This is a genomic window from Rufibacter sp. JT3400010 (genome assembly GCF_054956755.1).
In genome coordinates, this window is sequence record NZ_JBUDXA010000001.1 from 395,506 (window position 1) to 422,237 (window position 26,732).

The 26,732-nt window shown below is 49.1% G+C and carries 21 protein-coding genes and 1 riboswitch; of the genes, 13 read left to right on the forward strand and 8 right to left on the reverse strand.

The features are described from left to right. The first annotated feature begins 52 nt into the window (after positions 1-52). Complete coding sequence (locus ACY0JR_RS01585) at positions 53-673, forward strand: OmpH/Skp family outer membrane protein (RefSeq protein ID WP_462632053.1); 621 nt, start codon at positions 53-55, stop codon at positions 671-673. A gap of 632 nt (positions 674-1,305) precedes the next feature. Here ACY0JR_RS01585 and ACY0JR_RS01590 read toward each other — a convergent pair. Next, positions 1,306-2,631 carry a voltage-gated chloride channel family protein gene (locus ACY0JR_RS01590; RefSeq protein WP_462632054.1) on the reverse strand — a complete coding sequence of 442 codons (1,326 nt, stop codon included), beginning with the start codon at positions 2,629-2,631 and terminating at the stop codon, positions 1,306-1,308. Positions 2,632-2,682: 51 nt separating this feature from the next. Further along, a riboswitch (Fluoride riboswitch) is annotated at positions 2,683-2,754 on the reverse strand. Positions 2,755-2,813: 59 nt separating this feature from the next. Further along, positions 2,814-4,049 (reverse strand): ABC transporter permease, encoded by a 1,236-nt coding sequence (locus ACY0JR_RS01595; protein WP_462632055.1) that lies wholly within the window; start codon positions 4,047-4,049, stop codon positions 2,814-2,816. Between the two features lie 127 nt (positions 4,050-4,176). Between ACY0JR_RS01595 and ACY0JR_RS01600 the strand changes: the two genes are divergently transcribed. After that, complete coding sequence (locus ACY0JR_RS01600) at positions 4,177-5,448, forward strand: asparagine synthetase B (protein WP_462632057.1); 1,272 nt, start codon at positions 4,177-4,179, stop codon at positions 5,446-5,448. A gap of 216 nt (positions 5,449-5,664) precedes the next feature. On the opposite strand, the gene ACY0JR_RS01605 is transcribed toward ACY0JR_RS01600, so the two are convergent. The 3 genes from ACY0JR_RS01605 to lpxK all read right to left on the reverse strand — a co-directional run bounded on the left by ACY0JR_RS01605 (position 5,665) and on the right by lpxK (position 9,527). Next, entirely contained in the window at positions 5,665-6,258 is a 594-nt protein-coding gene (locus ACY0JR_RS01605; protein ID WP_462632058.1) for a MiaE family protein, read from the reverse strand. 240 nt (positions 6,259-6,498) lie between these two features. Further along, the gene (locus ACY0JR_RS01610) at positions 6,499-8,457 is read right to left on the reverse strand and encodes a putative porin (RefSeq protein ID WP_462632060.1); all 1,959 of its coding nucleotides are present in this window, start codon (positions 8,455-8,457) and stop codon (positions 6,499-6,501) included. Positions 8,458-8,465: 8 nt separating this feature from the next. Further along, positions 8,466-9,527, reverse strand: a complete 1,062-nt coding sequence (gene lpxK / locus ACY0JR_RS01615) for a tetraacyldisaccharide 4'-kinase (RefSeq protein WP_462632061.1) — start codon at positions 9,525-9,527, stop codon at positions 8,466-8,468. Between the two features lie 69 nt (positions 9,528-9,596). On the opposite strand from lpxK, the gene ACY0JR_RS01620 reads away from it, so the two are divergent. The 10 genes from ACY0JR_RS01620 (at position 9,597) to groL (ending at position 21,426) form a co-directional block, all read left to right on the forward strand. Continuing rightward, positions 9,597-10,694, forward strand: coding sequence for a Nif3-like dinuclear metal center hexameric protein (locus tag ACY0JR_RS01620; RefSeq protein WP_462632062.1), 1,098 nt, complete (start codon positions 9,597-9,599; stop codon positions 10,692-10,694). 6 nt (positions 10,695-10,700) lie between these two features. Beyond that, complete coding sequence (locus tag ACY0JR_RS01625) at positions 10,701-11,435, forward strand: zinc ribbon domain-containing protein (protein ID WP_462632063.1); 735 nt, start codon at positions 10,701-10,703, stop codon at positions 11,433-11,435. Positions 11,436-11,813: 378 nt separating this feature from the next. After that, positions 11,814-13,106, forward strand: coding sequence for an aminodeoxychorismate synthase component I (gene pabB / locus ACY0JR_RS01630; RefSeq protein WP_462632065.1), 1,293 nt, complete (start codon positions 11,814-11,816; stop codon positions 13,104-13,106). Between the two features lie 80 nt (positions 13,107-13,186). Further along, positions 13,187-14,620 carry a tRNA (N6-isopentenyl adenosine(37)-C2)-methylthiotransferase MiaB gene (gene miaB, locus ACY0JR_RS01635; protein WP_462632066.1) on the forward strand — a complete coding sequence of 478 codons (1,434 nt, stop codon included), beginning with the start codon at positions 13,187-13,189 and terminating at the stop codon, positions 14,618-14,620. A gap of 100 nt (positions 14,621-14,720) precedes the next feature. Next, positions 14,721-15,995, forward strand: coding sequence for a sigma-54 interaction domain-containing protein (locus tag ACY0JR_RS01640; protein ID WP_462632067.1), 1,275 nt, complete (start codon positions 14,721-14,723; stop codon positions 15,993-15,995). After that, positions 15,982-16,518: an LptE family protein gene (locus ACY0JR_RS01645; RefSeq protein ID WP_462632068.1), complete on the forward strand. Its 537-nt coding sequence runs from the start codon at positions 15,982-15,984 to the stop codon at positions 16,516-16,518. Before ACY0JR_RS01640 ends, ACY0JR_RS01645 begins: the two co-directional genes overlap by 14 nt. A gap of 116 nt (positions 16,519-16,634) precedes the next feature. After that, positions 16,635-18,212 carry a hypothetical protein gene (locus tag ACY0JR_RS01650; protein WP_462632070.1) on the forward strand — a complete coding sequence of 526 codons (1,578 nt, stop codon included), beginning with the start codon at positions 16,635-16,637 and terminating at the stop codon, positions 18,210-18,212. 7 nt (positions 18,213-18,219) lie between these two features. After that, entirely contained in the window at positions 18,220-18,612 is a 393-nt protein-coding gene (secG, locus tag ACY0JR_RS01655; protein WP_462632071.1) for a preprotein translocase subunit SecG, read from the forward strand. 839 nt (positions 18,613-19,451) lie between these two features. Next, positions 19,452-19,739, forward strand: a complete 288-nt coding sequence (locus tag ACY0JR_RS01660) for a co-chaperone GroES (RefSeq protein WP_181306479.1) — start codon at positions 19,452-19,454, stop codon at positions 19,737-19,739. Positions 19,740-19,782: 43 nt separating this feature from the next. Beyond that, positions 19,783-21,426 (forward strand): chaperonin GroEL, encoded by a 1,644-nt coding sequence (gene groL, locus ACY0JR_RS01665; protein ID WP_462632072.1) that lies wholly within the window; start codon positions 19,783-19,785, stop codon positions 21,424-21,426. Positions 21,427-21,535: 109 nt separating this feature from the next. Here groL and ACY0JR_RS01670 read toward each other — a convergent pair whose 3' ends face one another. The 3 genes from ACY0JR_RS01670 to ACY0JR_RS01680 all read right to left on the reverse strand — a co-directional run bounded on the left by ACY0JR_RS01670 (position 21,536) and on the right by ACY0JR_RS01680 (position 24,820). Next, positions 21,536-22,039 (reverse strand): hypothetical protein, encoded by a 504-nt coding sequence (locus tag ACY0JR_RS01670; RefSeq protein ID WP_462632073.1) that lies wholly within the window; start codon positions 22,037-22,039, stop codon positions 21,536-21,538. Between the two features lie 211 nt (positions 22,040-22,250). Next, positions 22,251-23,102 carry a glycoside hydrolase family 25 protein gene (locus tag ACY0JR_RS01675; protein ID WP_462632074.1) on the reverse strand — a complete coding sequence of 284 codons (852 nt, stop codon included), beginning with the start codon at positions 23,100-23,102 and terminating at the stop codon, positions 22,251-22,253. 134 nt (positions 23,103-23,236) lie between these two features. Continuing rightward, positions 23,237-24,820: a peptide MFS transporter gene (locus ACY0JR_RS01680; protein WP_462632075.1), complete on the reverse strand. Its 1,584-nt coding sequence runs from the start codon at positions 24,818-24,820 to the stop codon at positions 23,237-23,239. Between the two features lie 222 nt (positions 24,821-25,042). Here ACY0JR_RS01680 and pckA point away from each other — a divergent pair, with 222 nt between their 5' ends. Beyond that, complete coding sequence (gene pckA / locus ACY0JR_RS01685; protein WP_462632076.1) at positions 25,043-26,656, forward strand: phosphoenolpyruvate carboxykinase (ATP); 1,614 nt, start codon at positions 25,043-25,045, stop codon at positions 26,654-26,656. Positions 26,657-26,732: the final 76 nt, after the last annotated feature.

Below are 26,732 nucleotides of genomic sequence, written 5' to 3' on the forward strand. Positions count from 1 at the left end.
CCATCCTTAATCATTGACTGTGAGCATCACTAGAAAGCTTCTCTTATTGGCTGTGTTATCAGCATCTTTTTCGGCCTGTAAAAACGACCAGGCTCCCAAACAAGCCACCACGGCTACCACTCAAACCACACCAGCCGCCGAAAACACGGATACTGACGAAACCGAAACAGCTCCTTCTACCACTGGTTCTGTAGCTCCCGAGATTGTATTTGTAAACTCAGACACTCTTCTGAACAGATACCAGTACTTCAAAGACGTGAAAGCCCGTCTGGAAGCCAAAGGCAAGCGCATGGAGAACGACCTGAGAGGCAAAGCCACCAGTTTCCAGAAAGAAGTGGAGCAATATCGCCAGACCGGGGCCGGCATGACCCAGGAACAACGCGCCGCCACCGAGCAACGCCTGGCCCAGAAAGAACAGCAACTGGCCGGACAGCAGCAGACCCTGGGCAACCAACTGGCCAAAGACGAGAACGATGAGATGAAAAAAATCTACGAGAAAGTAGAAGCCCACCTCAAAAAAGTAAGCCAGGAGAAAGGCTATAAAATGGTGTTGACCTACACCCGCGGCAACAGCGCCATCCTCTACGGAGACAAATCCCTGGACATCACAGATGATGCCGTAAAAGGCCTGAACGAAGAATACAAAGCGAATAAACCCGCCGCAAAGAAATAACGCGCTCATTTTATCAATAGGAAAGCCTGACATACGTCAGGCTTTTTTTATGCTCTTTCCTTCCCCCTTGCAAATGTGAACTATGCTTCTGAACGCTTCTTTTCCTATCTAAAGCGGCGGGACGCCGCAAGTAGCTCACACTCGCCAGAGGCGAGCGAGGGTATCAATGTGCCCTAGAGGGGAATACGCCTTTGCGGCTAATAGGAATGCGTGATTGAAGAAGAAAGCAATGCGTGAGAGACAAGGCAGTGCCTGGTCTCTACGATACCTGATAACGTCTTCTGCTACTTTCCCCTGTTCCAGTCTTCCCCGAGCGCGCCTCGCTTTTGGCCCCGGAATGGCAAAACTAAGCGCAAATGACAGTTCAGGCCGAAAGGGCAGTGCGTGAAGGGAAGACGGGGCCCCGCGGCCGTGAGCGCACGGAGAGAAACCATGCAACAACCAAGCATAAGGGCCTCGCTTCAAACAGTCACCACGCTAGCAACAGCAAACTACATGCACCTGAATCAGCAAAAGAAGGTTTGAGGCATTCGACTCACGGAAGTTGCAAACTTCCGACCATAATAGGTCCAAGTTGAAAACTTGGACCATGTTATCTCTGAATGAATCTGCTCAGCTCCTAAGAAAAAAACTCAAAAAAACCTTCTCTTCACCTCTGACAATTTAACACCAGACTCACGGGCAAAAAAAGGATGCTTACTCTCCGTCACTAGCTGCGCCCCATAAATACCGCTGTGCCCCGAAAACACATAAGCCACGGCGCAAGCCAAACCCGCATACAGCCCACATCCAGCCCCAAATAATTCAATGGCCATGAACGTGCAGGCCAAGGGCGTATTGGAGGCTCCGGCAAAAACCGCGACAAAGCCCATGGCGGCCAACAACTCCAACGGCAAAGGCAATCCGGCAAATAGTGCGTTCCCCAAGGTAGCCCCTATGTAAAACAGCGGTGTGACCTCTCCTCCTTTGAAACCACTGCCCAGGGTTAAGGCGGTAAGTGCCAACTTTACCAGAAAATCATACGGCGGCAGCGGGGAGGTAAATGATTCTACAATGGTAGAAATACCTAATCCTATATACTTGGTGGTACCCATTGCCCAGACAAGAAGTGCGAGAACAGCTCCTCCCACCACCGGTCTGAAGGGCGGATACGAGATATACTTTTTAAACGAGGCACCAATTGCATGAGAAGCCCAGGAGAAAAGCCTTGCCGCCAGCCCAAAACAAATACCCGCCAGAATGGTAGCCCCAAGGGTTAGAACCGTAATAGTCGGCACTTCTACCACCGGATAGGCCGTGTGCCCAATCCCCCACGCCGTTGTGACGTAATCAGCTACCACAGCCGCCAGAAAAGAAGGAAGCAGCGCCTGGTACCGGACTTGCCCCAACAGGAAAACTTCAAGTCCAAAAATGGCTCCGGCCAAGGGTGTTCCAAACACGGAGGCAAAACCAGCACTCACGCCACAGATCAAAATTATTTTCCGGTCTCGGGGGCGCAGCTTGAATAAGCGGGTTAGTTGGTCGGCCAGGGATCCTCCCATTTGCACCGCGGTGCCTTCCCGGCCTGCCGAACCGCCAAACAGGTGGGTGAGAACAGTGGTCACCAATACCAGAGGCACCATGATGAAAGGTATGCGTTTAGAAGCGGGGGTCTGAATAGAAGATAGCAGCAAGTTGTTCCCAGCTTCCGCTTGCTGCCCCCAGGTGTAATACAGCCAACCAATCAGAAAACCGCCTAGGGGCAGAAGGGCAATCAACCATAAGTGACTTTCCCGGTAAGCGGTGGCCATTACCAGCAATTTCAGAAACAAGGCCGAAGCGCTCCCGGACAGGACTCCCACCAACAAGGCGAGGCCAAACCAACGTCCCAGAAAGAGAAAGTTCAAGGAAAATTCCTGCGGAAAAGAGCTTTGGGAAAGAAGGAACTTGGAAAGGAATCTTTTTTTGAAAAAGGTCATACTACTTCTGTTGATACATCATCAAAGGCGCAGCCGTTCTATTTCAGCTACGCAGAAGTAGGAGTCATCAGCCTTGACAGAAGGCGGTTTGTAAACAGGTGGTACCCCATCACCTTTTAAAAACGCAAATGTAAGCCGAAGAACCACATCGGGCAAGTGCTTCTTTTGGGCTCTTTACCCAACTATTCGTAGCGGAGCGATTCTATAGGATCCAGCTTGGAGGCTTTGTAAGCCGGGTAATACCCCGAGATGAGCCCTACGGTAATACAGATACCCATGCCCACAATCATCCACAGCCAAGGCACAAAGAATTCGCCTTTGCCAATGAGCATGGCAATGCCGTTGCCCATTAAAATACCCAGTAGAATTCCTACTATTCCCCCCAGTACGCAGATGACAATGGCCTCAATCAGGAATTGCAGCCGTATTTGCTTGATAGTGGCTCCCAGGGCTTTTCTAATGCCAATTTCGCGGGTACGCTCGGTCACGCTCACCATCATAATATTCATTAAACCAATGGAAGCACCCAGCAACGTAATAAAGCCCACCAGAAAACCACCCGATTTTAGATAACCGGTAATGTTGTTCAGTTCTTGCTCCACAGAGTCACTACGGGTAATTTCAAAGGAATCTTCCTGGCCTAGCCGGTCCTGCCGCACCTTGCGCATAATGCCCGTGGCTTCTTCCATGGCAAAGGCCAGACTGGAACCATTTAAAATAGCTGATTTTATCTCGAACGTCAAAGGACTAGGCGTAGGAATTTGGGTAGCCGCTTCCAGCGGAATGATAATGCGGCGGTTACTACCGCCCCCGCCTAAACCGCCGCCTTCGTTTTTGATTTTGCCAATCACCTTGAACCGACGGCCCATCATAATAATGCTTTTGCCTTCGGGGCTCTGCTTAGGGAACAGTTTATTGGCTACTTCTTCGCCAATGATGGCTACCGGGGCACCGGTTTCAATCTCGGTGTTGGAGAAAGGACGCCCCAGTTCCAGGTCATAGTTTTCGTTTACCAGATAGTTTTCATCGCCGCCAATTACGCTCATGTTAGGGTTGGTTTTGATGCTTCCGGCCTTGACAGACACATTGCCACTTACCCAGGCAGACAAACTCACCCGTGCTTTATCGGCCATTAGTTCTTTGTACTGCCTCGCCTGGAATTCCGTAATGTTAGGATAAACCTTGTTCTGCCGCCCGCCCCGCTGTCCGCCGCCATCCCATTTCTTTTCAATGTCGAAGGAATTGGCCCCTAACGTGGAAAATGTGCTGGAAACGGAATACTTGATGCCCTCAATTGCCGTTAGAATACCAACTAAAGACATAATCCCGATGGAGATGATAAGGGCCGTGAGCACCGTGCGGAGCATATTGCCTTTGATAGAGCGGAAACCTTCTTTGGTGTTTTCTAAAAGATTCATGTTTTTGGGGCGCCAGTACCGGAACAACCTATTGGTCGCACATGTGTTCGCTTTCTTACTGCTATAAAAGTAAAGGTTTTCCTGTTTATTGCCCGTTTTTCTTAAATTCGTTCCAAACCGATTACAGATGAGGATTTTACCCCGAATTTTATTTTTTCTGCTGCTCTTGCAGCTGGTAAGTCATGCCAGTTGGGCGTCTTACCTACTCCTGCCCATGGACGAGACGCAGAAGAACCATCTAAAAGCCTATGGGCTAGCCTATTGGGCGCTGCAACGGCAAGTAGAGGTAGAATGGCTCCTGAATTACAAGGGAGGCGCTTTTGCCCTGAAACAGCAAAATGAGATCGAAAACGAACTGGTGGTGCGTGGCATCAGCTACCAGACCATTTCAGACGCGCAATACAGCCAGGTTTTGACCCAGATTGCAGCCCCCGAGTCTAACATGGACGTGATGAAGCTGGAGAAAGCCCCCAAAATTGCCGTGTACTCACCCAAGTCCAAACAGCCTTGGGATGACGCCGTGACACTGGTGCTTACCTACGCCGAGATTCCCTATGATATCATCTATGACCCCGAGATCTTAGAAGACAAATTACCTAAGTACGATTGGCTGCACCTGCACCATGAGGACTTTACCGGACAGCACGGAAAATTCTACACCGCCTTCCGGAACGCGCCCTGGTACATTGAGCAGAAACGTGAGGCCGAAGCAACCGCCAAACGGTTCGGGTTCAGCAAAGTGCCGCAGTTGAAAAGCGCCGTGGCTCAACGCATCAGAGACTTCTGCGCGGGTGGCGGCTTTATGTTCGCCATGTGCTCTGCCACCGACACCTATGATATTGCGCTAGCCGCCGTAGGTCTGGACATCACGGAATCCATGTTTGACGGCGACCCCTCCGACCCTCAAGCGCAGCAGAAACTGAACTTCAACAACACCTTTGCCTTCAAGGATTTCACCCTCATCAGAGACCCCTACCACCCTGAGTTCTCCAACATTGACAACTCGCAACTGGAGCGAGGCCTGCGCGAAAACAACGACTTCTTCCAGTTGTTCACCTACTCGGCGAAGTGGGACCCCATTCCTACCATGCTTACCCAAAACCACGTCAAAACCATCAAAGGCTTCATGGGCCTGACTACCGGTTTCAAGAAGCGCCTGATTAAATCTGAAGTAGTGATCATGGGCGAAAACAAGGCCATTGACGAAGCCCGCTACATTCATGGCACCTTCGGGAAAGGCACCTGGACCTTCTACGGCGGCCATGACCCCGAGGACTACCAGCACTTCGTGGAAGAGGAACCCACCGATTTATCGTTGTACCCCAACTCCCCTGGTTACCGCCTGATTTTGAACAATATTCTCTTCCCTGCCGCCAAAAAGAAAAAGCAGAAGACTTGATAATGTAGCATCGTTACACCGTAACGACGTGACTCTCTGAAATAATGCCGTTTCACACCTTACACCAGAACATCCTTACCAAGAAGAGATTTTGAGGAGGGGATTTTAGGGAGAGAGTGGCGTTCTTGCTGCGCAGCACCACGTCGTTACAGTGTAACGACGCTACAATTTATAGCCCGTTTTACTTAAAACAGCCTCCAAATTTCCCCATCAGAATCAATGAATGCGGTCTGGGCGATGTTCCAGATTGGCGATGATGTTGGCTTCAATCTCCAGTAGTTCTTGCAGGCGGGCATCTACTACTTCTTTAGGCATATATTCTTTCGCCAGTTTTACAAAACTCACGTAATGGCCTGCCTCTGACACCATCAACTCATAGTAGAACTTCTGTAAGTCTTCATCTTGCAGGTTCTTCCAGAGCAGTTTGAAGCGTTCGCAGGAACGCGCCTCGATAAGCGCGTTTACCAGCAAATGATCCATGAGTTGGCGTTCACGCTTATCTCCTTTCCTGATGTGTTTGCTCAGTTGCACCACGTATTCATCGGGCCGGTTGCGCCCTAATTCATAGCCACGCTTTTTCAGTTCTTCCAGCACCCGTTCAAAGTGGCTCCACTCCTCGGCCACCAACGCCGTCATTTCCTCTACCAGCTTGGTTTTATCGGGGTACTTCACAATCAGGGAAATGCCGGAAGTGGCCGCTTTCTGCTCACAGTAGGCATGGTCCACCAGTATGTCCTCAATGTTCATCTCCGCGATGTTCACCCACCGGGGATCAGTAGGAAGCTGTAGTTTTAAGATCGATTTCGCCACTTTTTTAATTTGAAGATATGGAAATTAGAAGATGTGGAGATTGGTTGATGTAGAGATATGAAAGTTTGAAGACTTACTTTCCATGGCGCAGAAGTTACTTTCGTGACTTGCTTTAGCGGTTTTCCCTAAGACACGGAAGTATCTTCCGCGCCATAGCATAGAAAGGAGATTGGAAGATGAAAGTTTCTACATCTGCAAACCTTCACATCTACACATTTTCAAATCTTCTAATCTAAAAACCTAATCATAGAAATTCCACTGCAGACCGAAGATGAAGCTGAAGGGATTGGCCAGGTAGTATGGGGTGGTAAAGTACCCGGGTTCCCAGGCTTTAGTCACGGTGTTCAGGTTACTCAGTTTCAGGAAAATGTTGATGGTTTTTATATCGGTGTTCAGGAATAGGTCCAGCGTGGGGTAGCGGTTCACCAGGAAACGATTCTGCAAATGAAACTGCTGTGTTACAGGCATGTAGCCATCAGCGTAATACGAAGAATGCCAGTTCATCTCTAGACCCGTCTGCACATTTATGGCTCCTTTAAAGAGCGGTCCTTGTACATACGCTTTGGAATTGACGTACCATTCGGGCATTCTGATGATATCTTCCCCTGTTACTTTGTTGTAGTACACGGTGTTGTCAAAGACAAAAGACTTCACACTGAGCTTGTACCGCACACTGGCTTGCACCAGATTGGTATTTCCTGACTCCTGCGCCGGAGAAGCCCACAAAGCTCTCCCGGTTTCGGTAGAATCACGGTAGTACACGTAGTTCTTGAGGTTGGTGAACTGAAGCTGGGCATTGAGGTAATGGTTCTTGTAACCAGCTTCCAAGGAGGCCGCCGTCTGGTTGGCCTGGGTGTTCTCAAAATCATTGAACCATTGGTAGTGGTTACTGATGAACACCCGCTGCAACAAGGTAGGGGAATAAGAGGTACGGGTCTGTCTCAGGGTCAGGTACTTGTAACGGGCCTGGGCATTAATCCGGTAATCGCCCCCACCAATCTGGAACTCGGCGTCTGTGGTGACGTAGATGTCATTCTTTAACCGGAACTGCGCCTCACCACCAATAAAATTATCGGCGATGGTTCTTTTTTCCCGGTCAACCTTGTACACCAAGGTATCTTCCTCGCCTGCTCTTTCCAGTACATCTACGCCTTCAGCGGTGACCTCATAAGAGCCATCGCGGCGTTTGGCATAGGCCCGGTATACAAATAACCGGCCGCTGCCCATGACCCCAAACGTATTTTCTACCTGCTTAAAGTACGAATCATCATAGGTGCGGGCCGAGTCTAATAGTACCGCAGGATAAAACTTGACAACCCGGGTTCTTCTGTTTCCTTCGGTCCCATACTGCAAGGTTTTATCTGAATAGGAATTGGTCTGCGAATTCACATCAAGGGTATGGTACAACTGCAGCCCGGGGCCCAACAGCTTGTACCATTGCGTGGCGTGTAAATTGCTGCGGTTCTCCTCACTGGAAGCCTCGGCTAACCAAACCGGTTCTTCTTTGTAGTCAAAAAGATCTTCTCTGGTATCACCACTCTCGGGCCTTATCCCCCCCATTTCTATCTGGTCATGGCTCGTTTGGCTGAAATTGGCCATTAAGCGGTAGCGGTCGTTTTTGCTGTAATAATGGGTAAAGGCCTGTAAACCATAATGGCTGATGAAGGCGTCTCTACCGGGTCCGGGACTACCGAATTGCCGCTCCGCTCCCAGCCGCTCATACCCAATGCCTACGTTCCAGTTAGGAGAAATATTACGCGTATGCTTCGCCCTGAAGAGCTGCTCGCCCAAACTTCCCTGCATGTAGTTTAGGAACGTGAACGGCGATTTGGTGTCATAATACGCAATGGTGGCCGGGTTCACGGCATAGGGATCAAAAGCATTTCGGCCCAGCCGATTACCTAAGGTAGTAGGCATTCGCCAGAAAAGCGGCTGCGAGGCGGTGCCCACATTACCCAGGTTCTGCTGCAGGGTAGTGTCATAGTACCAATGCCGGAACTGATGCACGTTGGTCAACGAGGTATCTATGCGCGCCGGCGTGAGGTTCCCTTTGAAGATATCTGCCTCATAGAGCACCAACGTAGTGGCAGAGCCGTAAATGGCTTTGGTAGAGTCATTCAGGATTTGCGCAGAAGCCTGCTGGGAGCAGAGACCCAGTCCAACCACAAAAGCCGCAGCTAAAAATTTCTTATAAGTCACGTTCAAAATTAAGCATTAAAATCTGAACCCGCCTGTGTTACCCATTCTCTGATGGTGTCATCAAAAGAAGGTATCTGAGGGGCGAAGGCATTGGTAATGGGTAGATAGAAAACCGGCAGATTTCGCCAAAGAGCTGCAAGCGCTGGTTCCTGCCATTTCACGGCATCTTTCTGCGTCATGAGCATACTTACCTGCGGATCTTGCAAGGTGTTATAAAAAGAAATAACCTCCTCTACCCGCTCAGGGGTCACCGCCGCATGGTCTAGCCACTCAAAATGACGCACCAGTTCCGCTCCCGTTTGCTGCAGGTGCCGTACCAACGGTTGCGCATTCGCAATACCCGTTACCAAAATCAACCTTTTTCCTAACGTTTTTCCTTGCCCAACCGGTACAGCCGCACCATAGACTATTTGCGAGAAGAAAACCGGCGTGGCGGGGCGCGTGTAGGGCAGAATTTGCTGCCGGATGGCCCCTTGTTGCTCAGGCGTCACTTGCTCAGGACATTTGGTAATGACAACAGCATCTGCTCTTTCGGCTCCGGTTCTGGGTTCCCGCAAACGGCCCGCAGGCAGCAGGTGATCTTGCGTGAACAGGTGGTTATAGTCGGTGAGCAAAAGGTAACGGGAAGCTTTGACTGCCCTGTGCTGGAAGGCATCATCCAGCAAAATCACCTCCAGTTCTGGAAACTGCTTTAGAAGTTGCTGTATGCCCAGCGCCCGCTTCTCACAAACCGCCACTTTCACCTGGGGCAGGCTTTGGGTGTATTGAAATGGTTCATCGCCCAGCGTAGCTGCCGTGGCTTGAGCATTTGCCAAAACAAAGCCTTTGGTGGCCCGTTTATAGCCGCGGCTCAGAATAGCAATCTTTTTGGGATGCAAGAGCCTGGCAATGTATTCTACCTGCGGCGTTTTGCCGGTCCCTCCTACGCTCAGGTTGCCCACGCAAATGACAGGAATAGGTGCTTGGTAGACATCAAAGACCTCCTTCTCGTATAACACATTGCGCGTCCTGACAATGCCTTCGTACAGCAGGGCGAACGGGTACAACGGATAACGAAGGACAGACGGCATAGCGGACATGGGCTGCAAAAGTAAGCGAAATTTAGCTTTCTTTGACCAAAACAGCTTTAAACCTATAGCATGACCAAGATAAAGGAAGTAGTACAGGTATTGGAACGCTACGCCCCTCCCGCCTATCAGGAATCGTATGACAATGCCTTGCTCCAAATAGGTGACCCAGACGCAACCGTAACGGGTGTATTGGTCACCTTAGATTGTACCCTTGAAGTAATAGAAGAAGCGGTGGAACGGGGCTGTAACCTCATTGTGGCCCACCACCCGGTCATCTTCAAACCCCTGAAAAGCCTGACCGGAAAAACGCCCGTTGAACGCATTTTACTTAAAGCCCTGCAACACCAGGTCGCTATCTTCGCCTGCCACACCAATTTGGACCACGTGCATAACGGTGTTAACGCGAAGCTCTGCGAGAAAATGGGCATTATGAATCCCAAAGTCCTTTCGCCTAAAACCCAGCTTCTAACCAAACTGGAGACCTATGTGCCTCTAGAGGACACCGAGAAAGTCTTAGCTGCCCTCCATAAAGCCGGGGCCGGACAGATTGGCGAGTACTCTGACTGTAGTTTCCGGGTAACCGGTACCGGCCGGTTTACGCCTTCGGCCCAGGCCAACCCCCACATCGGCGAAGCTGGCCACACTGAGGAGACCATCGAGAACAAAATAGAAGTAATTTTCCCTACTTTCAAGCAGCACCAGATCATGCAGGCTTTGTTTGAAGCGCACCCGTACGAGGAAGTGGCACATTATATAGTAGCGCTGCAGAACGAGAACCAGGAAGTAGGCGCGGGTATGGTAGGCGAACTGGAAGAAGCCCTTTCTCCAGAGGCCTTTGTGCAGCACGTAAAGGAGAAATTACAAATCAGCACCTTCCGGCACACCGCCTGGCCGCAGAAGCCCATCAAAAGAATTGCGGTGTGCGGCGGGGCTGGAAGTTTTCTCATCAGGCAGGCCAAAGCGGCGGGCGCCGATGTTTTCCTAACTGCCGATCTGAAGTACCATGAGTTCTTTGAAGCCAATGCGCACATGGCCCTGGTAGATGTAGGTCATTATGAAAGCGAAGTTTTCACCAAGGAGCTTTTTTATGATATACTTACAAAATCTTTTTCTAATTTTGCGGTTGATTTGTCCCGTACCCACACAAATCCCGTTAGATACAGCTAAAAATACATGGAAAGTACCGTAGCAAGCAAGTTAGATGCACTTCTAAGACTTCAGAGCTTAGATTCTCAATTGGACAAAATTCTACAAATTAGAGGCGATCTTCCGGAAGAGGTTCGTGACCTGGAAGATGAGATTGCCGGCTACCAAGTACGCGTGAGCAAATTTGATGATGAGATCGCTGAGTTGCAGCAGTCTATTGCCAGCCGCAAACAAGGCATCAAAGACGCTGAAAAACTGATCAAGAAATACGAAGAGCAACAGGAGAATGTGCGTAATAACCGCGAGTTTGACGCCATCACCAAAGAAATTGAGCTTCAGAAACTGGAAATCCAGATCAACGAGAAAAAAATCCGCGAGGCAAATTTCCAGATAGAGCAGAAAAACCAGGAAATTCAGGAGACCAAAAACCGCCTGGAAGAGCGCCAGAAAGACCTGAACACCAAGAACGGCGAACTTCAGGTAATGGTGAACGAAAGTGAGGAAGAAGAGCGCCGCCTGAATCAGGAAAAAGAAGAAGCGAAAACCCACATTGAAGAGCGTCTCCTTTTCGCCTATAACCGAATTCGCAAAAACGTACGTAACGGCCTAGCCGTGGTAACGGTGAAGCGTGACGCCTGCGGCGGATGTTTCAACACCGTTCCCCCACAACGTCAGTCTGACATTGCCGCCCACAAGAAAATAACTGTTTGCGAGCACTGTGGCCGTATTCTAGCCGATGTGGAGCAAAAAGCAATCGCTTAATCAACATCAGGTAACCCTATAGAGAAAAGGATGGCTTAAAGTCATCCTTTTTTTATGCGCAGCCATTTTTCACCCAGACGCGTTTAGAAGCTGTTTTCAGTAAAACAGCTTCTAAACGCGGAACGTGTGAGGTTCCCAAGACCTCACACGTTTAGAAAGTACAGGAAAAATATTGGAAAAGAACTGGCGCGAGACTCCAGTCTCGTGACACGGGATGATGCGAGTCTCCAGACTCGCCGGGAACCACCAACAATCAACTTTAACCTTCATTTCAAGGCCATTTCTCCAAAAACACCTTCAAAGCAGACGTGTAGTTTCCGCGCTGAGCCAAGCCCCGGATATACTCCTTATCTTTGCCCCGTCCCTATCAGTTCTTCCATGCAGCAACTCACCTTGCCCTTTACTGATTTACCAGATTCCGTTTCTGACTGGAAAAAGAAAGCCATGGCCTGGGCAACCCAGCAGCATGAGGTAGTGGCTTATTATGAGCCTAATGGTATCAGTTACCGGCACGGCACGTTTGAGAACCTGTTGGGCATGCGCAGGCACAGAAGCGAAGCAGACGTTTCTTCCTGGGAGAGGCTACAGAATGCGTTAAATCAGAACAGGAACGTTCCCTTGCTGGGGTATCTTACCTATGATCTCAAAAACGGACTGGAACCATTGCAGAGCCAGCATCCAGATTACATGGGTTTCCCTGAACTCTATTTTTTCCAACCGGAAACTTGGCTTCAATGGGCAGAGACTTCCGTGACTATTTTTTCCTGTGTAGAAGACCCACAAACTATTGCCCAAGCCATTCAGGATAATTCGTTTTCGGACTCATCTTCCCAAAACAAGGTCCAAATACAGCCCCGCGTAGCCAAAGAGGAATACCTGCTGGCAGTAGAGCAACTACGGCAGCATATTCTGGACGGCGATGTGTACGAAGTGAATTATTGCCAGGAATTCTATGCTGAAGAAGTAGCCCTCAACCCTGTTCCGCTTTTCTGGAAACTGAATACCGCCTCCCCTACGCCGTTTGCAGGCTTTCTTAAACTGGAAGACCGTTACTTGCTTTGTGCCAGTCCAGAAAGATTCTTGAAAAAGCAGAAGAACGTCCTCATCAGCCAGCCCATCAAAGGCACCATCCGGCGCGGAACCACTCCCGAGGAAGACCAACGGCAGAAAACGCTTTTAGCCTCCAGCGAGAAAGAACAGGCCGAAAACATGATGATTGTGGATCTGGTCCGCAATGACTTAAACCGGATAGCCGTAACCGGTTCGGTGCAGGTAGATGAACTGTTTGGCTTATATCGTTTTCAATATGTCTGGCAGATGATTTCCACCGTTACCGGCCAGGTACCGGACAATGTAAGTTCCGTAGAGATGCTCAAAGCCACTTTCCCCATGGGCAGTATGACGGGTGCGCCCAAGATCAGGGCCTTGGAACTGATTGAGCAGTATGAGAAAACCAGGCGAGGCCTTTATTCGGGCTCCTTCGGGTATTTTCTGCCTAATGGTGATTTTGACTTTAATGTGGTCATCCGCAGTTTACAATACAATGCCCAGACAGGTTATCTATCCTTTGAAGTAGGCAGCGCCATTACCTATGACTCTGATCCAGAGCAGGAATACCAGGAATGCCTCTTGAAAGCGGCCGCCATAAAGAACGTACTGGAGAATCTTTAAACGATATCATCAAAAATATCGTCTGCCATTCTGTCACAAGCACGTGAATATGCTTATCTTTGTCTTTTTACTTGCAAGCTATGCACGCACCCATTCTGGACTTAGACTTTATTGATAACCGCACGCCGGAACAAGCAGCCGCGTGCGACACCAAAGTAACCACAGATTCCGATACCGGCCGCCAGCGGAAACTTTACATAGAGAGCTACGGCTGTCAGATGAATTTCTCTGACAGTGAGATCGTTTCGTCCATCATGTTTGAGGCTGGTTTTGATACTACCTCAGAAGTGACCAATGCTGACCTGGTTTTGCTGAACACCTGTTCCATCAGAGAAAAGGCCGAGCAGACTGTACGTCACCGCTTAACCCAATTGCAGCACCTGAAAAAGAAAAAGCCCGGCTTGGTAGTGGGCGTGTTAGGTTGTATGGCCGAGCGTCTGAAGAAAAACCTGCTGGAAGAAGAGAAAATGGTGGACCTGGTGGTAGGCCCAGACGCGTACCGCGATTTGCCTTCGCTCATTAATGAGGTAGACGGCGGCCAGAAAGCCGTAAACGTGCTGCTCTCTCGCGAAGAAACCTACGCCGACATCAACCCGATTCGTCTGAACAGCAACGGTGTGAGTGCTTTCGTATCCATCATGCGGGGCTGCGATAACATGTGCTCTTTCTGCGTGGTGCCGTTCACCCGGGGCCGCGAGCGCTCCCGCGATGCTCATTCCATTGTGCGGGAAGCGCAGGAACTGGTAAACCAGGGCTACAAAGAAGTGACCTTGCTGGGCCAGAACGTAGACTCCTACAAATGGCAATCAGAAGACGGTACGGAGCGCGTCAACTTTGCGCAACTGCTGGAAAGCGTGGCCTTGATCAGCCCAGACCTGCGGGTACGTTTCTCCACCTCGCATCCCAAAGACATCACAGATGATGTGTTGTACACCATGAAAAAGTACGACAACATTTGCAAATACATCCACTTACCGGCCCAAAGCGGAAACTCCCGCGTGCTGGAACTCATGAACCGCACCTATGACCGCACCTGGTACATGGAGCGCGTAGACGCCATCCGCCGGATTTTGGGCGTGGAATGCGGCATCTCTACGGATATGATCGCCGGCTTCTGCTCAGAAACCGAGGAAGAGCACCAGGACACCTTGTCGCTCATTGACTACGTGCAGTATGACTACGCCTATATGTTCTTCTACTCTGAGCGCCCTGGCACCTTGGCCGCCCGCAAACTGGAAGACAATGTTCCTTTGGAAACGAAGAAGCGCCGTTTGCAGGAGATCATTGACAAGCAACGCCACTACTCCCTGGAACGGAATAAACTGGATGTAGGCAAAGTGTCCCGGGTATTGGTAGAAAACTTCTCCAAGCGCTCAGACGACATGCTCAGCGGCCGTAATGACCAGAACAAAGTAGTGATCTTCCCCAAGATGCACTTCAAAAAAGGCGACTACGTAGACGTGCTCATCACCCACTGCTCCGTAGGCACCTTGTTCGGGGAACCCGTTTTATAATGAGGAGATTTGGAGATGTGAAGATTTGGAAATTCAGGTTTTCATTCTTCCATTTTCAAATCTTCACATTTTCACATCTTCACATCTTCACATCTAACACATGCGTGATATTGAAATCCAGTCGGTGAAGCAGCGGTTTGGCATCATCGGGAACTCGCCTTTGCTGAACTACGCCATTCAGGTGGCCGTGCAGGTGGCGCCTACTGACATGACCGTCCTTATCTCCGGTGAAAGCGGAAGCGGGAAAGAATCTTTCTCCAAGATCATTCATCACTTGAGTCCCCGCAAGCACGGGCAGTTCATTGCCATTAACTGCGGCGCCATCCCGGAGGGCACCATTGATTCTGAATTGTTCGGGCACGAGAAAGGCTCTTTCACCGGCGCCGCCGAAGCTCGCAAAGGCTATTTTGAGGTGACCAACGGCGGTACCATCTTTCTGGATGAGATTGGCGAAATGCCCCTGGGAACCCAAGCCCGTTTGCTGCGCGTGCTGGAAAACGGCGAATTCATCAAAGTGGGCTCGTCTAAAGTGCAGAAAACCGATGTGCGTGTGGTGGCCGCTACCAACGTAAATCTGATGCAGGCCGTGGAGCGCGGACAGTTCCGGGAAGACTTGTATTACCGCCTCAATACCGTGCCCATCAGCGTGCCGCCGCTGCGCGAACGCGGCGAAGACACGCACTTGTTGTTCCGTAAATTCGCCAGTGACTTTGCCGAGCGTTACCACGTAAAGCCCATCACCCTGAACCAGGAAGCCGTGCAGGAACTGCTTCGGTACCGTTTTCCGGGCAATATTCGGCAACTGAAGAACATTGTGGAGCAGATATCGGTGCTGGAGTACGAGCGCGAAATCAACGGGGCCACTTTACGCAAGTACCTTCCGCAAGAACAACAAAACCAACTGCCTGCTCTCTTCCACCCCAATGCGCAGGCAGATGGAAACAGCGGAATTTCAGAGCGTGACTTACTTTATAAGGTTTTGTTTGACATGCGCAAAGACATGAACGACCTGAAACAGGTGGTTTTTGACTTGCTCTCTCATCAACAGGAAGACGCGGAACTTCTGAAGAACAATCGGCATTTATTTGAAGAGGTGCGTCCCTTTGAACAGCAGCCGGTGTACCGCGCTCCCGAACGCCGTGACGGGTACATGCTTTCCGTGGACGAGCCAGACGAGGAATACGAGGACAAAGTGGAAGACATTTCCCATGAAACCGAAGAAGAAAGTCTTTCTTTGGAGCACAAAGAAAAGGAAATGATCTTAAAAGCGTTAAAGAAACACGGCAACAAACGCAAATACGCCGCCAAAGACCTGGGCATCTCAGAACGCACCCTTTACCGCAAATTAAAACAATACGACCTTGAAGACCTTTAAACCCTTTACGTACCTGCTCCTGCTCTGCCTTCCGCTTCTGCTAGGCGGCTGCTACTCCTTTACGGGAACCAATATATCGCCGGAGGTGAAGTCTATTTCCATCACCAACTTCAACAACGCTGCCGGACAGGGACCTTCTAACTTACAGCAGTTTGTGACTGAAGACTTCAAGGATTACTTTCAACGAAATACCAATTTACGCATTCTGCCCCAAGCGGGTGATTTACAGATTGAAGGTCAGATCCTGAGTTACACCTTCAGTCCAGCCGCAATCCAGCGTACCGATGCCCCTGCCGGTGGGAATATTGGATTGGACCAAGCCGGTGCAAACCGTCTCACCATTGTTGTCCAGATCAACTACACAGACACAAAGAACCCCACCAACAACTTTGACCAAAGTTTTTCCGGCTTCGCCGATTTTCCTCCCACCCTGGATATCAACCAGATAAGCCAGGCGCAGATCAGGCAAATCACAGAACGCATTATTTACAGCGTTTTTACCAAAACGGTAGCAAATTGGTAAGTATCTTTGCAACCCCAGAAAGGCACTGAAATCATAAATTTCAGTGCCTTTCTCCTCTAATTCCCTTTTAACTAGTAATTTGTATTTGCCAACAGCGCAAAGCAAACCAAAGCTTCATGAACAAAGCGGCATTTTTAAACATTGTACGGCAAGTGGCCCCCATCCAAGACCAGGAAGTTGACGACCTGGAACGGCTGGTAGTGTCTTTTCCGTACTGCCAGACCGCCCATGTTTTACTCGCCAAGGCGGCCTATGACCGGGGCAGCATGCTTTCCAACCAAAAACTGAGAAGAGCTGCCGCCCACGTTTCTAACCGTCAATTATTAAAGCAACTTGTCTACGCAACTCCCGCGCTGGAAGAAGCAACGGCCACGGTTGTAGAAGAGGAAATTGAAGCAGCCGGCGTTATCTCACCCGTTTTAGCGCCTGATTTTTCAAACCAGCACCAAAACGAGGTTTTAGAAGCTGAACCAGAACTTGAAGTCACAGAACCAGTTCAAGCCGATTCTTCTTTAAATGACTCTGAAACTCCTGAAACGCAGGAGCCTTTGGCTGAAACTATTACAGTAGTTGACGAGCTGGAACCGAACGCTTCTTCTTTACCTGACCAACAGGAATTAGCTGCTTACATAGTTGAAGCTGAAACTCCTGCCCTTGCACTGGAAACACTAGAAGCGGATTTCCCCGAGGCTCTTCCTATTATAGAGGATGAAGCATTGGTACGTGACGCAGCTCCAATGCCTGACACTTCTTCAATTGAGATTGCGGTTGAAGTTGAGACTGCGGATAAAGCAGTAGACGCGCCTTCGCTGGAAGAAGATTCGGTAGAGCCGGATGAGATAGCAGCAGCAGATGGTCCCATCTTGTCAGAGGAGGACGACAGTCTGGATGAATTGTTGGAACTGATCCAAATCAGCAGCCTTTCTTCCTTTGCAGTTCCTGGTCCCAGCGTTACCCTGCCGCCTGCTGAAATTACCCCGGAACTTACCTCTACCGAGGAGACGGACGACACAGCAGAACCTGCCATTGCCTTTGAGAAAGTAGCCGAGCGGTTATCTTCCCCAGAGAACACCAGCAATTCCGTTCCGGAAACCGAGGAGGTAGAGGTAAGCGCCTACTTAGAGATTGCGAAACTAGACACCTTATATGATACCTCGGGGTATGAGTTTCCTACGTTAAAACTCCCCGAAGCTGCCTCAATCGCAGAGACAGACGAAAGCCAAGACCCCTACCTTTCCATTTTCACCCAGAACAACCTGGCTTATTGGATGGGCTCCAGCCGCTTGGGCGAAAGCATTCAGCTGAAAGACGATCTGACCTCGGCCACGCCTTTCTACTTCCAGCCAGAGCTTATTCTGGAGCACGTGAAAGGCAAGAATGCCCCAGCCCCTGCCCCGGAAATGACTCCCGCGGCCAAGCTGGACAAGCAACTGGATATCATCAACCAGTTCCTGAAGACCACGCCCAAACGCAAGACCTTGGCCAGCGCGCAACTCAACAATGAACCCATTGAGGATTTATCTGCCAAGAGCACCAAGATCAAGAAAACCCTTGTGTCTGAAAACCTTGCCCTCATTCTGGTGAAGCAAGGGAAGGGCAAAAAGGCCATCAAAATTTATGAACAACTAATAGTGAAGTTTCCCGAAAAAAAGAGTTACTTTGCGCAACAAATTGAAAATTTAAGAAACGAATAGTCCAATTATGTACATTGCTCTGATCAGCGTTATTATTTTCCTGTGCGTACTGCTTGTATTAGTGGTATTATCCCAGAACTCTAAAGGTGGTGGTTTATCCAGCCAGTTTGGCGGCGGTGGCACCAGCCAGTTAATGGGTGTGAAACGCACCGGCGACCTTCTTGAGAAGTTAACCTGGGGGTTCGCGATCGGAATCATTGTATTGTCCTTGGCTTCTCATACCATTGTGAACGATGGCGCTGGCGCAGATAACCGCACCATCAACGAGCAACGTGCCGGTCAGGTGGCTCCGGCCCCTGCTCCTGCCGCACCAACTCTACCTCAGCAAAACGCTGCCCCTGGCGCTGCCACTCCGGCACCAACCAACGCCCCAGCCCCAGCAGTTGATAAAGCACAATAACAAAAGCCGATACCGATGACCCTTTATTGGAGTCCGTGCCTTCTGGTACGGACTCTTTTTTTGCACAGTTTTGAGGTACTTTTCCTGAAAGCAGGCGCAAAACAACTTCTCAGACTTGACATAACAATATCAAATAACGGGTACGCTTTAGCTATATCCGAGGGAAAGTAAAAACCCACCCATACCCCTCCAAGGAGGGAAATAAAAGCGCTCATTAAGAGGAGGATAATACCTAAAACTACTTATATAAACCCCTATGGCCTCTATGGCGCTGAAGTTACTTCCGTGACTTACATGTCCGAGAGTCACGGAAGTAACTTCCGCGCCATAGTAAATGAGAGTTCTCCCTCAAACTTCTGCTACTTTCCCCAGTTCCAGTCTTTCCTGAGCGCGCCTCGCTTTTGGCCCTAGACAAACACCAGCTAAGAGAGACGAACTTCTCAGGCCGAAAGGGCAGTGCGAGAGGGGAAGACGGGGCCTCGCGGCCGTGAGCGCATACCGGCAACTATGCAAAGAGCCGCACTTGCAACCACGCAAAAAGCAGAAAAGCATAGGGAACAGCAAACTGCATGCACCTACCAATCTTCCTTACAAAGCCGGCTCTAAGCAAAAGCCATTACGCAAAACGGGGTCACACGTGTGTCAAATCTGACAAAATTTAAGTTCTCCCCTCCCTCCGTGTCAGTCCTACAGAAAGTCTGACAGCCGCAAAACTGCCATAAAACGGCAAGTTTGGCAGAATTTCGGCTTTGGCATAACAATCGCTAATAGGCTAACCGTCACAGGCGGCTCCGCTGCCGGACATCATCGTTAACTAAATCTAATCTTATAAAAAACCTATGGCCTTAAACATCAAACCAATTGCTGGAACTGCGAACAGAGTAATTGTAGAGCCAGCTCCTGCGGTAGAAAAAACTGCTTCTGGATTGTACATCCCAGACACTGCCAAAGAGAAACCACAGAAAGGTACTATAGTAGCAGTATCAGAAGAAGACGGTGAAGGCAAAAAACCAACTGTGAAAACGGGTGATGAGGTTTTATATGGTAAATACGCTGGTACGGAGATCTCTTTAGACGGGTCAGATTACCTGATCATGAAAGAGTCTGACATCCTGGCTGTTCTTTAATCTTACATTTACATTCATCAACCATAATCTATTTTAAGAAACTATGGCATCTAAAAACATCACTTTCGACGTTGACGCCCGCAATAAGATCAAAAAAGGCGTGGACACCCTGGCAAATGCCGTGAAAGTAACCTTAGGCCCTAAAGGCCGCAACGTCATCATCGATAAGAAATTCGGTGCTCCTTCCATCACCAAAGATGGTGTAACTGTTGCGAAAGAAATTGAACTGAAAGACGCCGTGGAAAACATGGGCGCTCAGTTAGTGAAAGAAGTAGCTTCTAAAACCGCTGACATGGCAGGTGACGGTACTACCACTGCAACCGTATTGGCGCAGGCTATCTACACGGCCGGTTCTAAAAACGTAGCGGCAGGTGCTAACCCAATGGACTTGAAGCGTGGTATTGACAAAGCCGTTGCGAAAGTAGTGGCTAACCTGAAAGAGCAGTCTAAGAAGATCGAGAACTCTTCTGAAATTGCCCAGGTAGGTACTATCTCTGCCAACAACGACAGCGAAATCGGACAGATGATCGCTGATGCCATGGACAAAGTGGGTAAAGACGGTGTTATCACGGTAGAAGAAGCAAAAGGTACTGAAACTGAAGTGAAGACTGTAGAAGGTATGCAGTTTGACCGCGGTTACCTGTCTCCTTACTTCGTGACCAACCCAGAGAAAATGGAAGCTGAGTTTGAAAACGCTTACATTTTGATCTACGACAAGAAAGTTTCTACCATGAAAGAATTGCTTCCGGTATTGGAGCAAGTGGTACAAACTGGTAAAGCCTTGGTAATCATCTCTGAAGACGTAGACGGCGAAGCTCTTGCTACCTTGGTAGTAAACAAACTACGTGGATCATTGAAAATCGCTGCTGTAAAAGCGCCAGGTTTCGGTGACCGCAGAAAAGCTATGTTGGAAGACATCGCTATCTTGACTGGTGGTACTGTGATCTCTGAAGAGCGTGGTTACAAACTTGACAACGCTACCCTAGACTACCTAGGTCAGGCTGAGCGCATCATCATCGACAAAGACAATACTACAATTGTGAATGGTCGTGGTGAGAAAGATGCGATCACTGGTCGTGTAAACGAGATCAAGTCTCAGATTGAGAAAACTACCTCTGACTATGACAGAGAGAAGTTACAAGAGCGTCTGGCCAAATTATCTGGCGGTGTAGCTATCCTTTACATTGGTGCTTCAACTGAAGTAGAAATGAAAGAGAAGAAAGACCGTGTAGATGATGCCTTACACGCGACCAGAGCTGCCGTTGAAGAAGGTATTGTAGCCGGTGGTGGTGTTGCCTTGATCAGAGCGATTGATGCCCTGAACGATGTAGACACTCGTAACGAAGATGAGAAAACTGGTGTGCAGATCATCCGCACTGCCTTGGAGTCTCCGTTGAGAACCATTGTGGCTAACGCTGGTGGCGAAGGTTCAGTGATTGTAAACGAAGTACGTGCTGGTAAAGCTGACTACGGTTACAACGCCCGTGACGACAAGTTCGAGAACATGTTTGCGGCTGGTATCATTGACCCAACTAAAGTAACGCGTCTTGCTCTTGAGAACGCTGCTTCCGTAGCCGCCTTGTTGCTGACTACAGAGTGTGTGATTGCTGATGAGCCAGAAGAAGCTGGTGCTGCTGCCGGTGGCGGAATGCCAGGTGGCATGGGCGGCATGGGCGGAATGATGTAATCTCCTCCAGCATACGCTGATTATAAAAAAGCCCCGGTTCATGAACCGGGGCTTTTCTTTTTAAAGTCATTATTGTTTTGGTCTACATTCTGGAAAACAGGCTAAAAAGCTATTTCAGGACTTTGATGTTAATGTTGATTTCATGCGGAGCCGTTTCATCACCGCCAAAGTACGGATATAGTTGGTAGCCTATCCCCTCTCCGTCACACTTTCTGTCATGCTCAACCACCTTGTCTCCTACTTTATAGACATACTTGTTCCCTACTAAGGTTAGTTGGCAGGTATAAGTTTTGTTCAGGTCAATGGCTGTGATAAAGGAAGAAGTGTTCACACCATCTTTGTAGGAGTAAGCGTGTAGCTCTAGTCTGTTGTTATACCATCTCCACCCGAACCGGGCGCTGTTCTGATGATGAAAAGTACCACAATCTGACATGCCGTATAGTTTGTTGATGTCAGCCTGGTTGCTTGGGTCTTTGGTTTGGTAAATAGCCGAGGCGTCAAATCTTACTTCAAACCTGAGGCTGTTGGTTTGCAGTCCTTTCAGAGGATTGGTAGTTTCATGCACACCGCTTTTGATGATGTAAGTAGTACTTTCTTCAACTGAAGCTACCACGGGCGCAGTAGGTACTATTTCCTCTGCGGGTTCATTACAGGATAGAAATAAAAAAGGAAGAACTGCAAGTAAAGGTAATTTGCATACAAAGGGTTTCATGATTATCAATTGGTTTACACCAAAGGTATTCACATGAAAACTGCCTTCAAAAAGTTATATATTTAATTATATCATAATCAAAAAAGATTTATAATATAATTAAAACAATTTGCTATTCCTTTACGTCGCCAGGTTCATAGCACATATTATACAGATCTTCCATAGTACCATTAAAAACATTTAGGTCTAGGTTGCCTCTCACTCCTTTGAGTTTACCTTTCTCGGTGTGCTGCCAGAACTTCCAGTTTCTATCTGCTAACTGGTGGCTTTTATCTGGGTTATAATGTGCGATCCAAAGCGGATAATCATCAAAATACCCAGCCAGATGCTCTTCGTAAAAAGCATAATTGGTATAGATAATGGGCTTCAGATCATACTTCTCCTCCACCACATCCAGCCACAGTTGAACGCCTGCGCGTATCTCCTCGTCAGACTGATGATTGGTGACCTCCACGTCCAGCACGGGCGGCAGGTCTCCGGCTTCTAATTTCACTTTTTTAAGAAAACTCCGGGCCTGTTCCTCGGCATCTCTGGCGGGCAGAAAGAAATGGTACGCCCCTCTCAGGACATCGTGTTTTTTGGCTTGCCGCCAATGCCGGGCGAAATACCGATCCTGGTGCGTAATGCCCTCGGTGGCTTTAATAAAGGCAAATTTAATCTTCTGGGCTTTCACCGCTTTCCAATCTACCTGACGCTGGTGGTGCGAGATATCCAGGCCAATGACCTCATACCCGGCCGGATTGAAGGTTTTAAGAGTATTGGTCTGAGTTGCTTCTTCCACCTTATGGCGCAAAAAAGCTAACCTGCCTCCTTCTTTGAAATATTCTATCCCTAAGCACAGCACCAGAAAACCAGATACTCCCAACAAGAGCGGCTTCCACCAGGTACCTTGGTCTGCCACCGGTTTCTTGCGCGGAGCTGGTTTCTTGGGGCTTTTGCGTGGGGCCGCAGACTCTCTTTTCATATTCCAACTTTGGCAGCAGGTAACGCCGCCCTCTCTCCTTTGTACAAACTTACTATTAATTTTAGGAAGTTGCGGTTCAACAAAAAAGCCTCTGCCAAAAAATGACAGAGGCTTTCTTCAGCAAAAGACAGCGGTTATTGAATACCGTGCATTTTCTTTTTCAGGGTTCCGTTCAGGGCCAACATAATCAAGCCCGCTAGTACTGGCAAGGCGGTGAAAATGAGGAAGAAGGTAGAGATAGAATATGTCTCGGTGATTTTATCAATGTAAGAACCGGTCCAGCCGGCCAACGTATTGGCTACGAAGTTGGCCACAAACCAAATCCCAAACATCAGACCTACTAACCTCTGCGGAGATAACTTACTTACGTAAGACAGCCCTACGGGCGAAATACAAAGCTCTCCCAGGGTGTGGAACAGATATGCCAAAATAAGCCAAACCATACTTACAGAAGCAGTCTTGGCGCCTTGCGGAATAGATAATCCGCCGTAAGCTAAAATGCCGAAGCCAATTCCCAACAAAAACAAACCTAAGGCAAACTTCACCGGGGCAGATGGGTTGTACTTACTCTCCCAAATTTTAGAGAAGATTGGTGCGCAGGAGATAATAAAGAATGAATTCAGAATCTGGAACCAGGAAGCAGGTACCTCCGTGGCATCAGAGATAAACTCTCTTCTCAGCATCCAGATGATAATTCCCCAAATAATCAGGAAGCTCAGGCCCAGGAACAGGTTAGAGAAGGGAATATGCTTGTAGGTCTGTCTGAAAAGGTTGCCCAGAACCGCCGTCAAAATCAACATTGGCACCACCACCAGAATAGCATTAGCCCACTTGAAAATGGTTCCGCTGCTGCCTTCCAATACCCGGTTGGTGTAATCTGCCGCGAAGATGGTCATAGAACCACCGGCTTGCTCAAACGCCATCCAGAAGAAAATCACAAAGAAGGCCAGTACTGAAATTACGATCAATCTGTCTCTGACAATGTGCGCAGGGGCTTCCTCTGCTTTCGCGGCAGCGGCACTTCCAGACTCAAGCTGGTTTTTAGGCGATAAACCAATGTTTCCGAATAACTTCTTAGAGAACATAAACTGCAGCATGCCAAACAGCATAAAGATACCGGCCAGACCGAAGCCCCAGCTCCAGCCTACTTTTTCGCCAATGTACCCGCAGAGCAAGATTCCCAAAAAGGCCCCGGAGTTGATTCCCATATAGAAGATAGTGTACGCAGCATCTTTTTTAGCGGGGTTCTTCACATACAGCTGCCCTACCATGGAAGAGATATTGGGCTTAAACAATCCATTCCCTATGATAATAAGCCCCAGCCCTATGTAGAAAAACATGACAGATTCCATGGCCATGCTGGCGTGCCCCAGCGTCATGAGCAAGGCCCCAAAGATGATGGCATTCCGGAAACCCAGGAACTTGTCCGCAATGTAGCCACCAATAATAGGTGTTAAATACACCAGACCGGTGTAGATACCATACAACTGAAGGGCTTCTTCCCGCTCCCAGGCCCAGCCGCCGTTGGCCACGGTAGAGGTTAGAAAAAGCACGAAAAGGGCGCGCATGCCATAGTAACTGAAGCGCTCCCACATTTCTGTGAAGAAAAGCACAAAAAGTCCCGGTGGGTGCGCGCCGTCTATTTCCAGCGGCTGCTCCCCGTATGGGATGTTATGCTTACTGACTTGGTCATTAAGCGGATTAACTCCTTGAGACATAAAGTAAAGATTAAAGTAAGGTTTGTTTTGGTTGTCTGATACTCGTATAACGGGTAAATATAGCATAAACGCTGTAGAAGGGCAAACCCGTACGACGGCAGAGCCCCACTCTGGAAGAAAGTTCCCAAAAAAGATAACATACGTTAGTTTTTTTGTAAATTTGAGAATCATAATTCTTAATCATTCTTCCATTTTGAAAAAATAAAAAATAAAGCTTCCTTTATGAAAGAATTTGGCAAAAAGTCAGACACTATGGATTTAGCAGCAGTAGGTATTACGCAAGCGAAAGAGGTTCTCTGGAATCTTTCCCCGGCGGAGTTAGTGGAAGAAGCGCTGAAAAACGGGGAAGGCTATCTGACGGATAACGGAGCGTTGATGTGCGATACCGGTTCCTTTACCGGACGCTCCCCTAAAGACCGTTTTATAGTGCGTGACGCCGAAACTGAAAACTCTGTTTGGTGGGGCGATGTGAACATTGCTTTTGACCCGGCCAAGTTTGAGGCCCTGCACCAGAAGATGCTGGCGCACCTAAAAGGCAGTAAACTATACGTGCGTGACGCCTACGCCGGAGCGCACCCAGAATACCGCATAAACCTGCGTATCATCAACACCCAAGCCTGGCACAACCTATTCTGTCATAACATGTTCCTTCGTTTAACTGAAGAAGAACTTGAAAACCATACCCCAGACTTCACCATCATCAATGCACCCGAGTTTTTAGCGGACCCTGCGGTAGACGGAACCCGCCAAAGCAACTTCGCTATCATCAACTTCTCCCGCAAGATGATTTTATTAGGCGGAACTGGTTACGCCGGCGAAATGAAAAAAGGGATTTTCTCGGTGTTGAATTACCTGTTGCCGCACAAACGCAACACGCTTTCCATGCACTGCTCAGCCAACGTGGGCAAAGAAGGCGACACCGCTATTTTCTTCGGATTATCCGGCACCGGCAAGACCACTTTATCCGCAGACCCGAACCGCGGCTTGATTGGTGACGATGAACACGGCTGGACCGAAGACAGCGTTTTCAACTTTGAAGGCGGCTGCTACGCCAAAGTGATTGACCTTACCCGTGAGAAAGAACCTCAGATCTGGGATGCCATCCGGTTTGGGGCTATTGTAGAGAATACACGCTTTAAACCTGGCACCCGCACCGTAGACTACACAAACAAATCGGTTACTGAAAACACCCGCACGGCTTACCCTATTCATCACATAGACAACGCCGTGGAGCCATCCAGGGCAGGCATTCCCAAGAACATCTTCTTCTTAACCGCCGATGCTTTTGGGGTGTTGCCTCCTATTTCGCGGCTGAACAAGTGCCAGGCCATGTACCACTTTATTTCGGGGTACACTGCTAAGGTAGCTGGGACCGAGGTGGGCGTGACCGAACCGCAGACGACCTTCTCGGCTTGTTTTGGCGCGGCGTTTCTTCCTTTGCACCCCACCAACTACGCCGAGATGCTGGGCAAGAAAATGACCGAAAACAACGTGAAAGTGTGGCTTGTGAACACTGGCTGGACCGGTGGCGTGTACGGCGTGGGATCCCGCATGAAACTGGGCTACACCCGGGCCATGATTACGGCTGCCTTAAACGGTGAGTTGAACGAGGTGACCTTCGTCAAACATCCGGTTTTTGGCGTGGAGATGCCTACGTCCTGCCCTAACGTTCCCGAAGATATCCTGAACCCGCGTAACACCTGGTCCGACAAAGATGCCTACGACCACAAAGCCAACGACCTGGCCAAAGCCTTTGTCAAGAACTTCCACAAGTACGCCGATTACGCCAACGAAGAGATTCTGGCCGGTGCCCCAGAGATTGCCGTTGAGGCCTAAGATTTTAATTAATTATTTCCTTCACCTTATTAAAGCCTTCCATGTTATGGAAGGCTTTTTTTATTTGGAAAGCCAC

Bases quoted from the DNA above. Each gene is read 5' to 3' on its own strand.
- ACY0JR_RS01590 (WP_462632054.1), bottom strand. From the start codon at position 2,631: ATGACCTTTTTCAAAAAAAGATTCCTTTCCAAGTTCCTTCTTTCCCAA.
- groL (WP_462632072.1), top strand. From the start codon at position 19,783: ATGGCATCTAAAAACATCACTTTCGACGTTGACGCCCGCAATAAGATC.
- ACY0JR_RS01600 (WP_462632057.1), top strand. From the start codon at position 4,177: ATGAGGATTTTACCCCGAATTTTATTTTTTCTGCTGCTCTTGCAGCTG.
- ACY0JR_RS01675 (WP_462632074.1), bottom strand. From the start codon at position 23,102: ATGAAAAGAGAGTCTGCGGCCCCACGCAAAAGCCCCAAGAAACCAGCT.
- ACY0JR_RS01650 (WP_462632070.1), top strand. From the start codon at position 16,635: ATGAACAAAGCGGCATTTTTAAACATTGTACGGCAAGTGGCCCCCATC.
- ACY0JR_RS01640 (WP_462632067.1), top strand. From the start codon at position 14,721: ATGCGTGATATTGAAATCCAGTCGGTGAAGCAGCGGTTTGGCATCATC.
- ACY0JR_RS01595 (WP_462632055.1), bottom strand. From the start codon at position 4,049: ATGAATCTTTTAGAAAACACCAAAGAAGGTTTCCGCTCTATCAAAGGC.
- ACY0JR_RS01625 (WP_462632063.1), top strand. From the start codon at position 10,701: ATGGAAAGTACCGTAGCAAGCAAGTTAGATGCACTTCTAAGACTTCAG.
- miaB (WP_462632066.1), top strand. From the start codon at position 13,187: ATGCACGCACCCATTCTGGACTTAGACTTTATTGATAACCGCACGCCG.
- ACY0JR_RS01620 (WP_462632062.1), top strand. From the start codon at position 9,597: ATGACCAAGATAAAGGAAGTAGTACAGGTATTGGAACGCTACGCCCCT.
- ACY0JR_RS01680 (WP_462632075.1), bottom strand. From the start codon at position 24,820: ATGTCTCAAGGAGTTAATCCGCTTAATGACCAAGTCAGTAAGCATAAC.
- secG (WP_462632071.1), top strand. From the start codon at position 18,220: ATGTACATTGCTCTGATCAGCGTTATTATTTTCCTGTGCGTACTGCTT.
- lpxK (WP_462632061.1), bottom strand. From the start codon at position 9,527: ATGCCGTCTGTCCTTCGTTATCCGTTGTACCCGTTCGCCCTGCTGTAC.
- pabB (WP_462632065.1), top strand. From the start codon at position 11,814: ATGCAGCAACTCACCTTGCCCTTTACTGATTTACCAGATTCCGTTTCT.
- pckA (WP_462632076.1), top strand. From the start codon at position 25,043: ATGAAAGAATTTGGCAAAAAGTCAGACACTATGGATTTAGCAGCAGTA.
- ACY0JR_RS01660 (WP_181306479.1), top strand. From the start codon at position 19,452: ATGGCCTTAAACATCAAACCAATTGCTGGAACTGCGAACAGAGTAATT.